Origin of the sequence: Pseudoalteromonas sp. SG44-1 (assembly GCF_014164315.1) — a bacterium.
GTDB lineage: Bacteria > Pseudomonadota > Gammaproteobacteria > Enterobacterales > Alteromonadaceae > Pseudoalteromonas > Pseudoalteromonas rhizosphaerae.
In genome coordinates this window covers 1-16488 of record NZ_JACJEW010000078.1, presented here as the reverse complement: position 1 = coordinate 16488, position 16488 = coordinate 1, and the positions used below count along the sequence as shown (strand labels likewise).

Annotated in this window: 14 protein-coding genes; 3 read left to right on the top strand and 11 right to left on the bottom strand. The window is 42.0% G+C overall.

All coding sequences use genetic code 11. From position 1 onward, the window contains the following. Nucleotides 1-115: 115 nt before the first annotated feature. The 10 genes from H5187_RS21275 to H5187_RS21230 form a co-directional block, all read right to left on the bottom strand. Entirely contained in the window at nt 116-1210 is a 1095-nt protein-coding gene (locus H5187_RS21275) for a flagellar basal body P-ring protein FlgI (RefSeq protein ID WP_149981574.1), read from the bottom strand. 11 nt (nt 1211-1221) lie between these two features. Then, the gene (gene flgH / locus H5187_RS21270; RefSeq protein ID WP_182740804.1) at nt 1222-1905 is read right to left on the bottom strand and encodes a flagellar basal body L-ring protein FlgH; all 684 of its coding nucleotides are present in this window, start codon (nt 1903-1905) and stop codon (nt 1222-1224) included. An 18-nt stretch (nt 1906-1923) separates the two neighbouring features. Continuing rightward, nucleotides 1924-2712, bottom strand: coding sequence for a flagellar basal-body rod protein FlgG (flgG, locus tag H5187_RS21265; protein ID WP_149981578.1), 789 nt, complete (start codon nt 2710-2712; stop codon nt 1924-1926). A gap of 21 nt (nt 2713-2733) precedes the next feature. Next, complete coding sequence (locus H5187_RS21260) at nt 2734-3498, bottom strand: flagellar basal body rod protein FlgF (RefSeq protein WP_182718213.1); 765 nt, start codon at nt 3496-3498, stop codon at nt 2734-2736. A gap of 159 nt (nt 3499-3657) precedes the next feature. Further along, entirely contained in the window at nt 3658-5013 is a 1356-nt protein-coding gene (flgE, locus tag H5187_RS21255; RefSeq protein ID WP_182740803.1) for a flagellar hook protein FlgE, read from the bottom strand. A 56-nt stretch (nt 5014-5069) separates the two neighbouring features. Beyond that, complete coding sequence (locus H5187_RS21250) at nt 5070-5762, bottom strand: flagellar hook assembly protein FlgD (RefSeq protein WP_182718215.1); 693 nt, start codon at nt 5760-5762, stop codon at nt 5070-5072. A 14-nt stretch (nt 5763-5776) separates the two neighbouring features. Next, the gene (flgC, locus tag H5187_RS21245; RefSeq protein ID WP_149981585.1) at nt 5777-6208 is read right to left on the bottom strand and encodes a flagellar basal body rod protein FlgC; all 432 of its coding nucleotides are present in this window, start codon (nt 6206-6208) and stop codon (nt 5777-5779) included. Between the two features lie 2 nt (nt 6209-6210). Continuing rightward, the gene (gene flgB, locus H5187_RS21240; protein ID WP_149981587.1) at nt 6211-6621 is read right to left on the bottom strand and encodes a flagellar basal body rod protein FlgB; all 411 of its coding nucleotides are present in this window, start codon (nt 6619-6621) and stop codon (nt 6211-6213) included. Between the two features lie 199 nt (nt 6622-6820). Continuing rightward, nucleotides 6821-7651: a protein-glutamate O-methyltransferase CheR gene (locus H5187_RS21235; RefSeq protein WP_149981589.1), complete on the bottom strand. Its 831-nt coding sequence runs from the start codon at nt 7649-7651 to the stop codon at nt 6821-6823. A 20-nt stretch (nt 7652-7671) separates the two neighbouring features. Then, a complete protein-coding gene (locus H5187_RS21230) occupies nt 7672-8604 on the bottom strand; it encodes a chemotaxis protein (protein WP_149981591.1) in 933 nt (310 codons plus the stop codon). A gap of 141 nt (nt 8605-8745) precedes the next feature. On the opposite strand from H5187_RS21230, the gene flgA reads away from it, so the two are divergent. The 3 genes from flgA to flgN all read left to right on the top strand — a co-directional run bounded on the left by flgA (nt 8746) and on the right by flgN (nt 10270). Then, nucleotides 8746-9453, top strand: a complete 708-nt coding sequence (gene flgA, locus H5187_RS21225; protein WP_182718216.1) for a flagellar basal body P-ring formation chaperone FlgA — start codon at nt 8746-8748, stop codon at nt 9451-9453. Nucleotides 9454-9531: 78 nt separating this feature from the next. Continuing rightward, entirely contained in the window at nt 9532-9846 is a 315-nt protein-coding gene (flgM, locus tag H5187_RS21220) for a flagellar biosynthesis anti-sigma factor FlgM (RefSeq protein WP_149981594.1), read from the top strand. Beyond that, entirely contained in the window at nt 9839-10270 is a 432-nt protein-coding gene (gene flgN / locus H5187_RS21215) for a flagellar protein FlgN (protein WP_182718217.1), read from the top strand. The genes flgM and flgN overlap by 8 nt, the downstream gene beginning before the upstream one ends. 122 nt (nt 10271-10392) lie before the next feature. Here flgN and H5187_RS21210 read toward each other — a convergent pair whose 3' ends face one another. Then, the gene (locus tag H5187_RS21210) at nt 10393-16482 is read right to left on the bottom strand and encodes an Ig-like domain-containing protein (protein WP_310737475.1); all 6090 of its coding nucleotides are present in this window, start codon (nt 16480-16482) and stop codon (nt 10393-10395) included. Between the last annotated feature and the right edge of the window lie 6 nt (nt 16483-16488).

The following is a 16488-nucleotide window of genomic DNA, read 5'->3' as shown; positions in this document are numbered from 1 at the left end:
CGAGTTTGCGAGTTTGCGAGTTTGCGAGTTTGCGAAAGTATAAAAGCGTTGATTAATTATGCAAGTCAAGGCCCCCTAAATGCAAGTTAACGCAAACTTAGGGGGTCAATATGGTTTAAATAACCACGAGTTGACCGCTAATGGCACCCGCTTCTTTTAATGCTTCTAGTATCGCCATTAAGTCACCAGGCGCTGCTCCAACTTCGTTAATTGCGCGCACTAAATCGTCAAGGCTAACACCGGGGTTAAATACAAAGGCCCGAGAATCATCTTCGTTAACATCAATAATACTTTGATTAGTAACGGCAGTTTCCCCTTCACTTAATGCGTTAGGCTGCGATACATTTTGCTGTTCTGCGATCGTAACGGTAAGACCACCATGGGTAATTGCCGCCGCTTGTAACCGCACGTTTTTGCCGATCACTATGGTGCCAGTGCGTGAATTTACAATAATTTTTGCCGAAGTATCGGCAGGTTTAAACTCTAAGTTTTCAAGCGTAGACAAATAAGCAACACGCTGCGACGCATCACGCGGGGCAATAACACGAATTGAAGCGGCATCAAGGGCATGTGCACTGTCTGGGCCGATAAGCTCATTAATGGTTTGCTCCAAACGTTTAGCAGTAGTGAAATCAGGACGATTTAAATTAAAAGTTATGTAATCACCTTGCATAAAAGGACTTTTAATTGCCCGTTCAACCGTTGCGCCATTTGGAATACGTCCTACCGTGGGCGTGTTCATTACGATCTTACTACCATCAGCTCCTTCGACACCTAACCCGCCAACAATTAGACTACCTTGCGCGATAGCATAAGTATTTCCATCAACCCCTTTCAAAAAGGTTTGTAGTAATGTTCCACCACGTAAGCTACCCGCACTACCAATTGACGATACAGTAATATCGATTGTCTGCCCTGGCTTTCTAAATGCAGGTAATTCTGCATGCACAGCAACCGCTGCTACATTTTTGATTTTGGGTTTTAAATTCGATGCCATGGTAATACCAAAACTATTTAGCATGGCTTTAAAACTTTGTTCAGTAAAACGACTTTGCTCACCGGTGCCAGGTAAACCTACTACCAGACCATAACCAACTAACTGGTTTGAGCGAACACCTTCAACCATTGAGACATCCTTGATACGTTCAGCGCTAGCAATAGAATGCCAAGCTAATAAACATATACACAGCAACGCTTTCAAGCTATTCATATCAACATCCTTTAAAAAGGGAACAGAGAGCTAGTGAAGAATCGAGTTAACCATCCTGCCGTTTGAGTCTCTTGCATTTGCCCTTTACCAGAATACTGAATACGCGCATTTGCGATTCTGTTAGAGGTCACAGTATTATCTGCAGTAACATCTTGCGGGCGAACAAGACCTTCCAAACGAATAAATTCTTCGCCGGAGTTTAAAGTCAGCCATTTTTCACCACGGATCACTAAATTACCATTAGGTAATACCCGCATAACATTTACGGAAATATCACCAAATAAACTATTAGATTGATTTGACTTAGTATCACCTTTGAATTTAGCACCGCTGCCCACACCAAACTGAATACTATCGCCACCAATATTAACCGGTAGTCCGCCTAATCCAATGACAGGATCTAAGCTGGCATCACTTTGTTTATCCGTTTCAGTTTTAGCTGCTTTAGATGATTGCGTCGATTCTTGCAGTTTAACTGTAATAATATCTCCGGTGCGTAACGCTTTTTTATCTGAATATAAATCGTTTGATAAATTGCTATCAAACAATGAGCCTGTCGGCACAACTTGCTCTGCAGCAGGCTCTGGGTACATAGGAGCATAGTATGGATCATCTTGAACCACGCTGTGGTTTTGAGTCGTCATACAACCACTCAATATAAATGCACCCGTTAAGACTATAGATAAATTACGCATAACTTTGCTCCGAATTAGTTAAAGTTGCTGACTGATGTAACTCATCATTTCGTCAACCGCTGAAATCACCTTTGAATTCATTTCATAGATACGTTGAGTTTCAATTAGGTTAACTAACTCTTCGGTTACATTTACGTTAGAGGTTTCAAGTGCGCCTTGGACAACAGTGCCTAATCCTTCTAGACCAGGGTTACCTTGTACAGGTGCGCCACTGACGGCCGTTTCGGTATATAAATTTTGGCCTACAGGCTCTAGACCTGATGGATTGATAAAGTCACTGATCGTTAACTGACCAATCACCACATTCTCAGGTTGTCCTTCTATTTTCACAGACACCTCACCATCTTGTGATACGGTAATTGACTTCGCATCATCAGGTACATTCATTTCTGGCTGCACAGGAAAACCTGCACCAGCAGTAACAATACGACCATCCTCATCCGTGGTAAATTGACCATTTCGAGAATAGGCGATATTGCCATCGGGCTGTAAAACTTCAAAAAAACCTGGCCCTGATATCATCCAATCCAATGAGTTTTCAGTGGTTAACATGTTACCTTGAGAAAAGTTCTTCTGATTAGCAACTACTTTGGTACCAGCACCAAGCATCAGACCAGAAGGCATCTCTGTATCTTGTGATGAACGCCCCCCTGGCTGATTAATATTTTGATAAAGCAAATCTTCAAATACAGCACGACTTTTCTTATAACCAACAGTACTGGCATTGGCTAAATTATTTGAGATAACCGAAATATCGGTTTGTTGAGCATCAAGCCCCGTTTTACTTATCCACAATGCAGGATTCATATTAATGTCCTCTCAATAAAGTTAAACAATACGCAGCAATTGAGTTTGACGTTCGTCAATTTCTTCAGCCGTTTTCATTAACTTAACTTGTAATTCAAATTGGCGTTGATGGCTTATCATATCCACCATCTCATGTACCGGATTCACATTTGACATTTCCAAAGTGCCACTCATTACTTTCACATCATTAGAGATGTCACAAAATCCACATATACCATTTTCCAGTAATTCGGGTTTTGGTCGAAATAAGCCATCATTGCCTTTTTCAAGCTCAGAATTATTTGCCTTAATTACCTTCAAACGGTCAACAACTTCTAAAAAGTTAGCCGGCGCACCTTGCGGGCGAACTTGGATTGAACCATCGTCACTAAATTCGACTTTCTCCACTGGCAATGGCAAAATAATCGGTCCACCTTCGCCAATAACTTGACGCCCGTGACTGGTGATCAAAGCGCCATCAGGGGTGATATTCAACGTGCCAACTTTAGTATATGCCTCATTCCCTGAAGCATCTTGCACTGTAAGCCACCCTTTATCGCTCATAGCAATATCAAGATCACGTCCAGTTTCAACAATACCGCCGGAAGTCATATTAGAGCCTGGCCGTTCCTGCATAGTAAAAACACGTGTCGGTAAGCCTTCACCAAAAGCTTGCATTGAGCGCGCTTGCGCGAAGTCAGCTTTAAAGCCTGTGGTATTGGCATTTGCTAAATTATTTGCTTTAAGCTCTAGGCCCCGCAAACTTTGCTTAGCTCCAGACGCTGCAATGTAGACCATCTTGTCCATAACATCGACTCACGTTAAAAATCTATAACATGACAAATGCAAGATAAGTGCCACAATAAAATGACGTAATAAATTACAAAATATAATCAAGCACAAATAAAAAAGGCTGCTAATAAATAGCAGCCTAGGTGTCGGATTGTAAAAAATATTAAAACGAGATTAACGGATCTGCAAAATAGCTTGCTGTAGTGTTGAATTCACTTCGAGTGCACGCGAGTTAGCTTGGAAGTTACGCTGTGCGCTGATCAAATCAACAAGCTCATTGGTTAAGTTCACGTTTGATTGCTCTAATGCTGATGAGCTAATCTTACCAAATGCGCCTGAATTTGCTTCACCCGCTACAGGGTCACCTGAAGTTAAACTTTTCTTCCATGACGTATTGCCTACTTGTTGTAACCCCTGTGAATTGGGAAAACGGACTAACGCAACTTGACCTAGGTAGTTAGAGTCACCATTACTATAAGAAGCAACAATTTTTCCATCAACACCAATGTCTATATTTGCCAACCGTCCCACAGCAGCACCATCTTGAGATAATACTTTATTTTCAAACTTGCCTGCATGCTGGGTCGGGATTTTTGCAGAGGTACCTGCTTCATCACGCCAGTTGATAGTTACATTATTAGGAAAGCTAGCACCATTGCTTAAAAACCCTGTCAAATTAGTGCTATCTAACACAACAGGGTTAAATGTATTGCCTGTATTTGCGGTACCATTGGTGTTAAGTGGTAAGCCGTTCGCATCAAACTGAAATGTTGAAATTGGATTAAATGGTCCAGTAGCGCCTTGCGAGCTTCCATCAGGATTGAATGCTTGACCGTCTAACGTGGCATAGGTTTGCCACTCATTAGCATTACCTGTAACAGCTGCATCCGTTTTCACAAAAAACAATTGCATAGTATGCGGCTCACCTAGCGAATCATAAACATTGGTTGAGGTAGAGTGAGTATATGACCCTGATTGAGTTGGATCAAATGGTGTAATAGTCGGTGTATCTTTGGTCGAATCCAATCGAAATGACGAATATACACTTGAGGTAGCCCGCGGGGAACCTGATGAATCAGGAATTTGAATCGCCCCAGAGGAGGTTAAACTTACTGATGTTGCATCTCCACTAATTTCATCAACAGGAAAGCCTTGTAAGTAATTACCTTGTGCGTCAACGATAAAGTTATCTTTATCTAATTTAAACGCCCCTGCACGAGTGAATGTTTTATCTTGTGAGCCTAACTCATTGCTAAGAGCAAAGTATCCTTCACCTCCTATAGCAAGATCGAGTGAATTTTTAGTGCCTAATGTTGAACCTTGATGAAACTGCTGTGCTACAGATGCTGTTTGTACACCATCACCATTTTTAGTTTTACCCGAAGAAAAAACTGATGATGAATAAACATCGGCAAACTCAGCTCTCGATTCTTTAAAACCGTAGGTATTTACATTAGCGATGTTATTAGCAGTAACATCCAAATCTTTTTGTGCGGCAGCAATGCCAGTTAATGCAATATTAAAACTCATAATTCACCTCTAACCTATAAAATTTAGCCAATAGGCTAAAAAATAAATAAAATTTATCACGCAATTTCTGCGACATCAGACAGCTTAACTGCCCCTTCTTTAGTGTTAATAATAATACCGTTAGCGCCATTAATATTGACGCTATCAATATTTTTATAAGAGGCCATGGGTAAACTAGTAAATTCTTCGCCCATGCTGCCCTCTGCTTTGATATTGTATTCTCCTGGCGGAAGGCTCTCACCGGCTTCATTTTTTCCATCCCAGTTAAAACGTAAGCCACCAGCAGGTTTATCACCTAACTCAATTACTCTCACTAGTTGTCCGGAAGCATCTGTAATACTGAGCCTTAAATCTTTAACGGGACTTTCAACAGCAATCATGCCCGAGACATCACCACTGCTGTTAAGATCTAATGTATCTGATTCAACTAAAGCTTTTTTGCCTACCAGAGTTGATGCTTGCAACGCTGAATTAGAGGTCATTGAAGCAGCCAAAGACTCAAACTTTGAATTTAAATTTGAGATACCTTCTGCCATGGTAAAGTTCGTCATTTGTGCAATCATTTGGTCGTTGTCCGCAGGTTTACTGGGATCTTGAAACGACAGTTGCTGCGTTAATAATGAAAAGAAATCCTCTTGCGTTAATGCATCACTTTTCTTTTCACCAGTCTTTTCGTCAGCCTCTTGTTTACTCGGCCAACGAAGCGAATCTATATAGCTTGATGATGCAGTATTTATGTCGTTACTCATAATCTAACCCTCAATTACCGCTGCCCAAGCAACAGTGTTTTACTTAACATTTGCTTCGCTGCATCAGCAACTTGCACATTGGTTTGATAAGAGCGTGAGGCGGAAATCATATTAGCCATTTCTTCAACGACATTAACGTTAGGTTTGTAGATATAACCATTTTCATCCGCACTGGGGTGATTTGGGTTATATTCAATTTGCAGTGGTTTATTACTCTCTACAATGCCTAGTACTTTAACGCCAACAGACGATCCCTGCGTATTACCAGTTGATTCTGATGCTTTCATCAGTTCAGCTGCAAAAACAGGGTGACGCGCCCGGTAAGTTTTGTCTTGGCTTGAGCTAATGCTATTGGCATTGGAAATATTACTTGCGGTGGTGTTCAAACGCACATTTTGCGCACTCATACCACTACCTGAAATATCAAAAACGTTATATAAACTCATGCTTAGGCTCCTTGACTACCGAGGGCTTTTTTAAGGCCTTTAATTTTACTACTCATAAATTGCAGGCTTGCCTGATACTCTAATGAGTTCTTTGTATACAAGTTTCGTTCCACTTGTATATCAACCGAGTTACCATCACCTGTATCTGCTTGATTTGGCGAACGAAACATTTCACTATTACCGATATAACGACTACCACCTGCAATGTGATTCGGGTTAGTTGTTACCATGTTATTGCCGCCTTGCTGGTGGCTTTTTGCCGCTTTCAATGCTGAGGCAAAGTCGATATCCTTCGCTTTATAGCCCGGCGTATCAGCATTAGCGATATTGGTTGCTAATAACTCAGCACGTTGCGAACGGATCAACATTGCATGAGGATGAACCCCAAATGCTTTATCAAAACTGATAGCCATAACCATCTCCAAAAAATTGACTTAAGATGATTAATGCAAAAGGTGAGCCAACTAGGTTAGTGTTTTATGATGTGTTTAATTTTTGATTTAAAAAGAAAAACGATGTGGAGGCACATCGTTTTATCGTATTCTAGATTCGGCTTTACTACCGATGAGACTTGAGTTACTTGCGTTTTAGCGCGTTATTTACGCTGGTAAGTTATTTCTTTTGATAAATAATACCAGGATTACAGCGTACCATATCAAACTCGTTACTTAACCCTGACATAGACTCTGAAGCACCTAAAAATAAATACCCCTTAGGGTTAAGTGCTTGAGCAAACTGAGCAATAATTTTGGCTTTCACCTCAGGTGCAAAATAAATCAGCACATTACGGCAAAAAATAATATCAAATTTGCCCATTAGTGCGTATGAATCTAATAAATTAAGGTGTCGAAAACTCACTAATTTTTTTATTGAGTCGTTAACTTGCGCCATCCCATTGCCGCTATCTTTGAAGAACTTCTTCCTGCGCTCTACCGACAGCCCTCTAGCTAAAGCAAGAGAGTCATATTCTGCATGTTTACACATATCTAACATAGTATTAGAAATATCGGTGCCGATGATCTGCGCGCCCATTTTTAATACACCCGGCTGCTTAGCTTGAAACTCAGCGACCGACATGGCAATAGAATATGGCTCTTGTCCTGAGGAACTTGCCGCTGACCAAATTTTCAACGGTCGACGCAACTCTTTATGCTCTGGGAATAACTTACTTTGTAATAGTTCAAACGGGTATTGATCCCGAAACCATAAAGTTTCATTGGTCGTCATAGCATCAACAACTGCGGCACGTAACTGCCGCTCATGCGGACTCAGTGTTTTACTGACCAATTGTGACAATGACTCAACATTGAAACGAACCATTAGCGGAGCAAGCCTGCTTTTGACTAAATAAAGCTTATTATCACCCAAAACAATGCCACATTGTTGCTCTAAAAAAGAACGAAACTGATCGTACTCACTTTGTTGTAAATGCTTATTTTCCAAAGTAACACCGCCTTTTCAAATTAGTCACAATGAACCCATTTTTTCACTGCTGTAGCTAACTCATCCGGATTGAACTTAGCAATAAAGTCATCAGCCCCCACTTTTTCAATCATCGCTTGATTGAACACACCACTGAGTGATGTATGCAGAATAACATGTAATGGGGCTAACTTTGGATCTGCTTTTATTTCAGCCGTGAGGGTATAACCGTCCATTTCTGGCATTTCAACATCAGAGATCAATAAACCAACTCGCTCGGTAATATCATGCTTACAGTCAAGTGCAGCAATTTCCCGGAGGCGAATTAATGCTTCTTTCCCGTTTTTAGCAAGCTCAGTCTGCACGCCTAACGGCTCTAGAGCACGTTTGACTTGATTACGAGCAACGGCAGAGTCATCGGCAATAAATACGATGCGCTCACCTAAGTCTTTTTGAATTTCACCATCATTAGCTATTGCTGCACTGACTTCAGTATTTACCGGGCAAATTTCATTTAATATTTTTTCTACATCAAGAATTTCGACTAACTCATTTTCAATTTCTGTCACTGCTGTTAAATACGAATATCTGCCAGCCCCAGACGGTGGCGGCATTATTTTTTCCCAATTCATATTTACAATTCGCTCAACGCCGCCAACCAAAAAACCTTGTACGGAGCGGTTATATTCAGCAATGATAATAAAACTATCTTTAATATTCTCGATCGCAGGGCCACCTACAGCCATTGATAAATCAATAACAGAAATAGTTTGCCCACGTATATGTGCGACACCTCTTACATAGGCATTCGACTTCGGCATGTTTGTTAAAGGAGGGCATTGCAGTACTTCTCTCACTTTAAACACATTAATACCAAAGCGCTGCCGCCCTCTTAGCTTGAATAATAATAATTCAAGACGGTTTTGCCCAACCAATTGAGTACGTTGGTTAACTGAGTCTAAAATGCCTGCCATTTCAATCTCCTGAAGAAAGCGAATAAGAACGGAACAATAATTGCTTTCTTTCTGTAAAGCTACATAACTACACGGGAGCGTCTGTTTATTGACGCTAAATATTTATACCCTGTTTTCAACCATAAGCATAGTCGAAACATTATGAGTTTGTTAAAAAAAAGCCGAAGATACAGTGTTTTTTATTTTCTTGCTAGCTTATGCCTAGTTACTCCACTGTATGCACAAACATATAGCAAAGAACAATTGCAAGAACTTGCTGTATCCCATGTCTATGATCAATTAGACCCTAATACCGCCGATGATAAGGAACTCAATGCTCTAACATTGGATAGTCGGATACCTGATCGTGGCTGCAACAGCGACCTTGCATTTAATATTCCTACTGAGCCGCCATTTAATCGCCAAATAACCGTACAAATAAAATGTGATGACCTCAATGGTTGGAGTCAATATGTTCATGTACGTATGATTGAACTCACCCCTGTGATTATAGCCACTGAAAATTTAAGTCGCGGGGAGGTTATTGAAGCTCATCATTTACGTTTGATTATGAAACCAAAACATTTCGTAAGAGCGCAGTATTTACAAAATCAAGAGCTGCTGATTGGTAGCCGCAGCAAACGTAATATCCGCAGTGGTTACCCTGTTGCATTAAATCAAATCTGTATGGTCTGCAAAGGCGATAATGTCACTATTTTTGCAATAATTCGAGGATTGAAAATAAAAACTTCCGGTTTAGCCCTAGAAGATGGTACTTTAGGAGAGCAGGTAAAGGTTAAAAATGCAAAGTCAGGGAAAGTTTTAAATGCCCGCGTTGATGGTGTTGAGTCTGTGCAGGTAATTATTTAAATTTTCGTATTTGTGCTAAAGTTTCTAACATGGTTGCCGATAACAAGGCATGTGTTGGATAATGTATAGGTTAAAATCATGGTAAGCCAAGTAAATAAAGGTCAGCAACAGGCTAATGTGTTGACCAATGCTAAACAGCAAAAAATTGATTTACAAAATAATAATGCTAATACTGCGCAAGCAACTACGCCAAAAGCGACTGCTGACTCAGTAAGCTTAACGCCACAAGCGCAACAATTAAAATCTTTGCAAGATAAAGCACAGCAATCTTCTGGTTTTGATAGCAACAAAGTGGCTGAGCTAAAAAAAGCAATTACTGAAGGTAAATATCAAATCGATGCTGAAAAGCTAGCTAAAAATATCGCTGCATTTGAGTTTGATGTGTATGGCTGATCACACCAGTTTGATCAGTTCTAAACTTGTTATGCAGCTAAATTGCTTAACATCCCTTGCTGATATCTTAGAAGATGAATTAACCGCTATAGCCTCCCGTCGTGGCGAGGGCCTTAAAGATATCGCGAAACAAAAACTTACCTTTTTAAGTCAAATTCAAACGTTAGATAAAGAACTCAAAGCCTTATTTGCAGGTAATGACGTTGAATCTGACGAAGTAACAAGCTTAACGAGTGATGTGCATAAGCTATTAGAGTCATGTAAAAAGAAGAATGACGTTAATGCTCATGCAGCCCACCATGCACAATTAACAGTAAAACAATTGAAAGACATTTTGATTGGTGTGCCAACCTCTACAACATATGACCAAGATGGTAGTGTTGTTCATGGTAACAGTAAGATCGTCCATAACTTAAAAGCATAATTTGACTCCTACTTTTAGTTTTACAAAATTCCCTTTATTATTTTTCTTTCCCTATTTAAAATTATCTCGAAAGTGATTAAGCGCGGGACAACCCGCGCCTTATATCTTTTGCTTAACAATAATTAACTATCAATTTGATTATTGCCGCTTTCGATTAATTTCTTAATCATTTCCTCTGATTGATTTTGCACATCAAGAGCAGGCTCCGCAGTAGCTTTCTGCTGTGCTGTAAACACCAGACTATTACTCTCACTCACAGGATCGAGTGCGAGCAAGTTATTTTGTTCACTCTCTGCAAGAAGATCTGCAACTGTTAATTGACTCAGTTGTGGTGTTAATTCAGATACCGGAGCAACACTGCTAATTTTACTTAAATCAATACTATCATCGTTTGATGATAATAATTCAGTACTATTATCACTGCCACTGAATTCAGCGCTAGGTTCAACACCTGCAGAACTAACATCCACTCCATTTATCTCAAGGTCCTGACCATTAATATCAACCACTCTTATATTACCGATTGAATCTGTAATGCTAAAGCGAGCATCGCTTAAGCCTGCGCCAAGTAAATCGGCCAAATTTACATCAACAATGCCGATATTCCATGTGCCATTATTTACAACAGCCCCACCATCACTTAATAAGGTGATCCCGAGTGCCAGCGCATTATCAAGCCTTACAATAGCTCCATCTTCAGCATCAGTTTCACCATCAAAACCTGTCACAACTAGGCCTAACAATATACTATTTGTATCTATGTTCGTAAGTGATGGCGGGATAGTATCTATCTCAAGACCTGTCATCGCAGAGGTAGCAGTGGTATTCCCAGCAATATCTGACACTGTTGCACTGACGGTATAACTGCCATCAAGCAGAATATCGTTTGGTGAAATACTCCAACTACCATCGCCTTGCGTAGTAGTTGTTACTGATGTTTGCGCTATACCATTATCAAATATCAGCGTGACTGTGCGCCCTGCTTCACTCGATGTGCCGCTGATTTCAGGTGTCGCATCATTGGTTAATATCAGCCCACTCGTAATGGCAATAGTCGGAGCAACCGTATCAATAACACCTGATTCTTGTACCGTGGTGGCATTACCGTATTCATCCTGCACGGTCACATCCACAGTATAACTACCCGCTGCAAGTGCTGTATTTGGTTCAATTAACCAATTACCGTTACTCGCAGTTGTGGTTGTAACCGTTTGCGTGTTACCTGCCGCATCAGTAAACAATACAGTAACTTGGCTATTTCCAGGTGCACCAGTTACTGTGCCGGTGATCTGAGGTGTTAAATCATTTGTGTCACTGATTACATCAATAGCAATAACAGGACCCGTTAAATCTAATATTAGTGTCGCGGTATTGCTACCTTGATTACCTGCACTATCATTAACCGAGGCGGTAATTGCGACACTCCCTTCAGCCAGTATTTGATTTGATGCAACACTCCATACTCCCCCAGCTTGTACCATAGCAGTAACTGTATCTGTAGTACCTAAGCTATCAACTAGTACTATGGTAACTATTGAACCGACTCCCGCATCAGTGCTACCCGATATTACAGGTGTTGCATCGCCACTAGTACCAGGCTCATTAATAGTCAATACCGGTGCAGTAATATCAACTAAACCGCTAACACTAGCATCTGCTGTTAGCCCTGCTTCAGTGACTGTCGCTGTAACAGTATAAATACCTTCGCTAAGAGCTTGAGTAACTAAGACAATCCACAAACCATCGACTACTGTTGTATTATAAGTTTGTGTCTGGGCCGCGCTATCCGTTACTGTAACAACGACTGCACTGCCATCGACAGCGTCACTACTGCCACTGAAATTGGGAGTTGTGTCATTGGTATCTGCAGGAGCAACAATTGCAATGCTTGGTGCACTGGTATTCAATAATCCAGTTACCGACGTTGAGGTTGTTGAATTACCCGCTAAATCAGTAATACTTGCAGCGACTGTGATAGTGCCGTCAACCAGTGAATCTGTAACATTAATTGACCAACTGCCATCGGCTTGTACTTGCGTCGTATAAGTATAACTGGAATTATTATCGGTAACTGTGACGCTCAATTGCGTACCTGCAGGCTCATTAGTTAAACCACTGAGTTGAGGGGTGGCTACATTTATAGTCCCTATAGAATCAACCGAAATAGTTGGCGCACTGGTATCGATCACAGCTGTTGTTGAAGCTGTTGTAGTCAGGGCCGCACTATCTGTCACTGACGCTGTTGCTGTGAATGTGCCATCAGGTAAAGCTGCTGCCGTGGCTTGCCAATTACCATTACTATCTATAGTAGCAATTAAATTTTGAGTATTACCATTACTATCCACCACAGTAATAGAAACTGTGCTTCCTTGTGGCTCATTTGAATTACCACTTATGGTTGGCGTACTATCATTAGATAATGATAATGGCGCTATAGTTAACTCTGGTGCTTCTGTATCTATACTTAGGTTCGCTGTTTGATTGATACTGTTACCTGCACTGTCACTCACAGTCGCATTAATATTATAATCGCCATCAGTAAGAGTCGTTGTAGTGACTTGCCATAAGCCAGATCCATTTACTAAAGTTGTTAGTGTTTGGCCATCAATGGTTACGGTTACCGTTGCTCCTAACTCATTACTTGTACCGCTAATCGTTGGAGTCGCATCACTGGTAATTGATAAAGGATTTATAGTGAGTGTTGGCGCGGTAGTATCAATTACACCACTGGCCGTCTGCTCAGTTAGGTTGCCGACTCCATCGCGCACACTCGCTTGAACCGTATATTGTCCATCACCTAAGTCTTGCGGTACATTAACTGACCAACTGCCATTCGCTTGCACTGTCGCGCTAAAGGTTTGTGTTGCAACTCCTTGACCAGTTACCACCAATGTTACTTGCGCTCCCTCACCTAAATCAGTGGTTCCGCTAATAGTTGGGGTGCTATCCATCGTCAATGCAGGGGTAGATAACGTTAGTTCAGGCGCCGTATTATCAAAATCCAAAGTACTAATAGTCGTGGTATTGCCAGCCGCATCGGTTGCCGAGGCTTCAACGTAAGCTAGTGTCAGTAATGATACCGATAAATTCAATACGCTCCAATCACCGTTCGCATCAACCGTTGCAGTGTAAGGTAAACCAACAGCGCCTCCCACTAAATGGTTTGTAATGGTAACAACACTGCCTTCAGGTAAATCTGATGTGCCAGATAAGGAAACCAAACTGCCTAGAAGGAAAGAAGGGACAATCGTAAGTGCAGGTGGTGTAATATCGACTTCACCGCCCGTTTTACTGTCTTCTCCTTGATTACCCGCCATATCAGTGATTGTTGCTTTTACGGAATAAACACCTTCAGCTAACGCGGTATTTGCAGCTGCTTGCCAATCACCTTGAGCATCCGTAGTAACTGTTACAACCTGTTCAGTACCACTTGCGTCAGTAAAGGTCACCTCAACAGTGGCATTCGCTTCATCAGATGTCCCACTAATAAGTGGCGTTGTGTCTTGTGTTAATATCAAACTACTTTGATCAATTGTGATCTCAGGGTCAATACTATCTATAACAGCATTAGCGGTTAGTTGCCCTACATTACCCGCAGTATCGGTGACCACAGCAGTGACTGAGTAAGCGCCTTCCGCAAGTGCTTGGGAAGCTTCGACTTGCCATGTTAAATCTGCTGCGAGTGTTGTATTGATGGTATGACTAGCCCCTTGTGCGTCAGTAAAAGTAACAGCAACGGTGTTGCCAGCAACAGCCCCCACAGCTCCCCCTGAAACAATTGGGGTTTTATCTGCGGTGCTGCTTAATGGATCAATCAACACTGTTGGTGGAGTTAAATCTATTTCACCTGTTGTTTGAGCCAAATTGCTATTCCCAGCAATGTCAGTGATAGTTGCAGCAATGCTATAACTTCCTTCTGCAAGCGCACTTCCAAGCGCTACAGACCATGTACCATTTGCTTTAACTGTTGCCTGCACAGATTGCTCTGTGCCAGTACTATCAGTGATCAATAATTCAACTACAGTGCCTTGCGCAGCATCTGATGTGCCACTAATTAATGGTGTTGTATCATTTGTAATACTAGGCGAATTGACAGCCAATGTTGGTGCGGTTAAGTCTATTGCTAGGCTAGTACTTGACGAGCCAGTTAAACCGTCCTCGCTGACAACTGCATTCACAGTATAGCTGCCTTCAACAAGTGCATTACTGACATCAATAGTCCATTGCCCAGCCAAAGCTTGAGTAGTCAATGTTTGCACAACAATGCCCGAGGCAATAATTTCAATCGTTACATTCGTACCATCTCTGGCATCGGTGGTACCAGAGATAGTTGGTGTTGTATCCATCGTTGCTTGTAAACTCGCAATCGAGATAGTCGGCGCATTAGTATCCAATGTTGCGTTACTTGAAGCCGATGCTTGATTGCCAGCAGTGTCACTCACATTAGCCGTAATAGTAATTGCGCCATCGTTTAATGCATCAATAACTTGAACTGACCAGCTGCCATCTGCTTGTACAACAGCAGTTAGTTGATAACTGTTTGAGTCATCATTGACATTCACTGTTACCGTGGCGCCTATTTCATCACTACTCCCTGAAATCATCGGTGTACTATCATTAAATGTGCCTAGTCCGTTCAAGGTTAAACTAGGATCTAATGTATCAACCGTGCCATTACCTTGAACTGTGCCTATATTGTTAGCGGCATCAGTAATAGTAGCCGTAACAATGTAGTCACCATCAGCAATATCAGCGGTTGGAGTTGCTGAATAACTGCCATCGGCTTGCACTAGTGCTGTAAATTGCTGAGTGTCACCGTTTGCATCAACCAACACGATAGCCACTTCAGTTCCCTGCGGCTCTGTTGACGTACCAGAAATTGTTGGCGTCGCATCGTTGCCCACTCCAAGGGCTGTGATTGTAAGCACTGGTGTCGTGCTATCTATGGTCAGTGTCGCAGATGCCGTTTGTTGATTACCTGCATCATCGGTGATCGTTACATCAACCGTGTAATCACCATCAGTCAATGCACTTGGTAGCGTTACTTGCCAAGTGCCATTACTTGCCACTGTCGCTTGCAACGTTTGTCCTGCAATTGTGACCGATACATCTCCGCCTATTTCATTACTGCTGCCAGTTATTGTTGGGGCAGTATTTGCTGTTGGCGCTAAATTATCGATAAATAAACTTGGCGCCACACTATCAATCACTCCAGTCGTTTGCTCAGTAGTCAAATTACCAACCCCATCGCGCACAGAGGCAGTAACGGTATAGGTTCCCTGTGCAATAGCTTGCGGCACAGATACTGACCAGGTTTGATCAGCCTGTACCACTGCGGTAAATGTTTGGCTGACATTATCACTATCAACCACTGTCAAATTAATCACAGTGCCTTGACCCATATCCGTATCACCTGAAATAACTGGCGTTGTGTCGTTGCTCAACGCGTCAACACTGACCGTTAAATCAGGTGCTACGTTATCAAAATCGAGTGTGCTGACCGTACTAATATTTCCTGCTGCATCAGTTGCGCTGGCAGTAACATAGGCAAGGTTAAGTAATGGCACCGTTAAGTTAAGTAATTGCCAATTACCATCAGTATCTGTAGTTGCCGTATAACTTGCACCAATTAACCCTCCCACTAAATGTTCCGTGATAGTGATGGTGCTTCCCGCTGGTAAGTCTGAATCACCTGATAGCGATACTAAATTGCCAAGTAAGAAGGAAGGTATAATTCTCAGTTCTGGGGCGATGGTATCCACCACGCCGTTGTCACTGGCGCTGGCTGTATTGCCTGCATCGTCGGTGATACTGGCAGTCACTGTGTATGCACCATCAACCAGCGGTTGCGTGGCCTCGGCACTCCAATTACCACTGGCATTGGTTTGCACTGTCACGGTATGGCTGCCATTAGCATCCGTAAAGGTAATCGCAATGTCACTGCTGGCTAGATCCGATGTGCCTGTCACCACTGGCGTATTGTCATTCGTCAATGCCGGTGCATCGATGGTAACGCTTGGCGCGGTTGTATCTATCACCCCAGTTTCGCTATCGGTGCCGGTATTGCCTGCGGAGTCTGTCACACTGACATTGACTGTGTACTCGCCTTCGATAATCGCATTACTGGCCTCCACGGACCAATTACCTGCGCCATCCGTTGTTGCTGTCGCACTTTGTACTGCGCCATTGGCCGCGATGATTGTAACGTTCACTTGCGT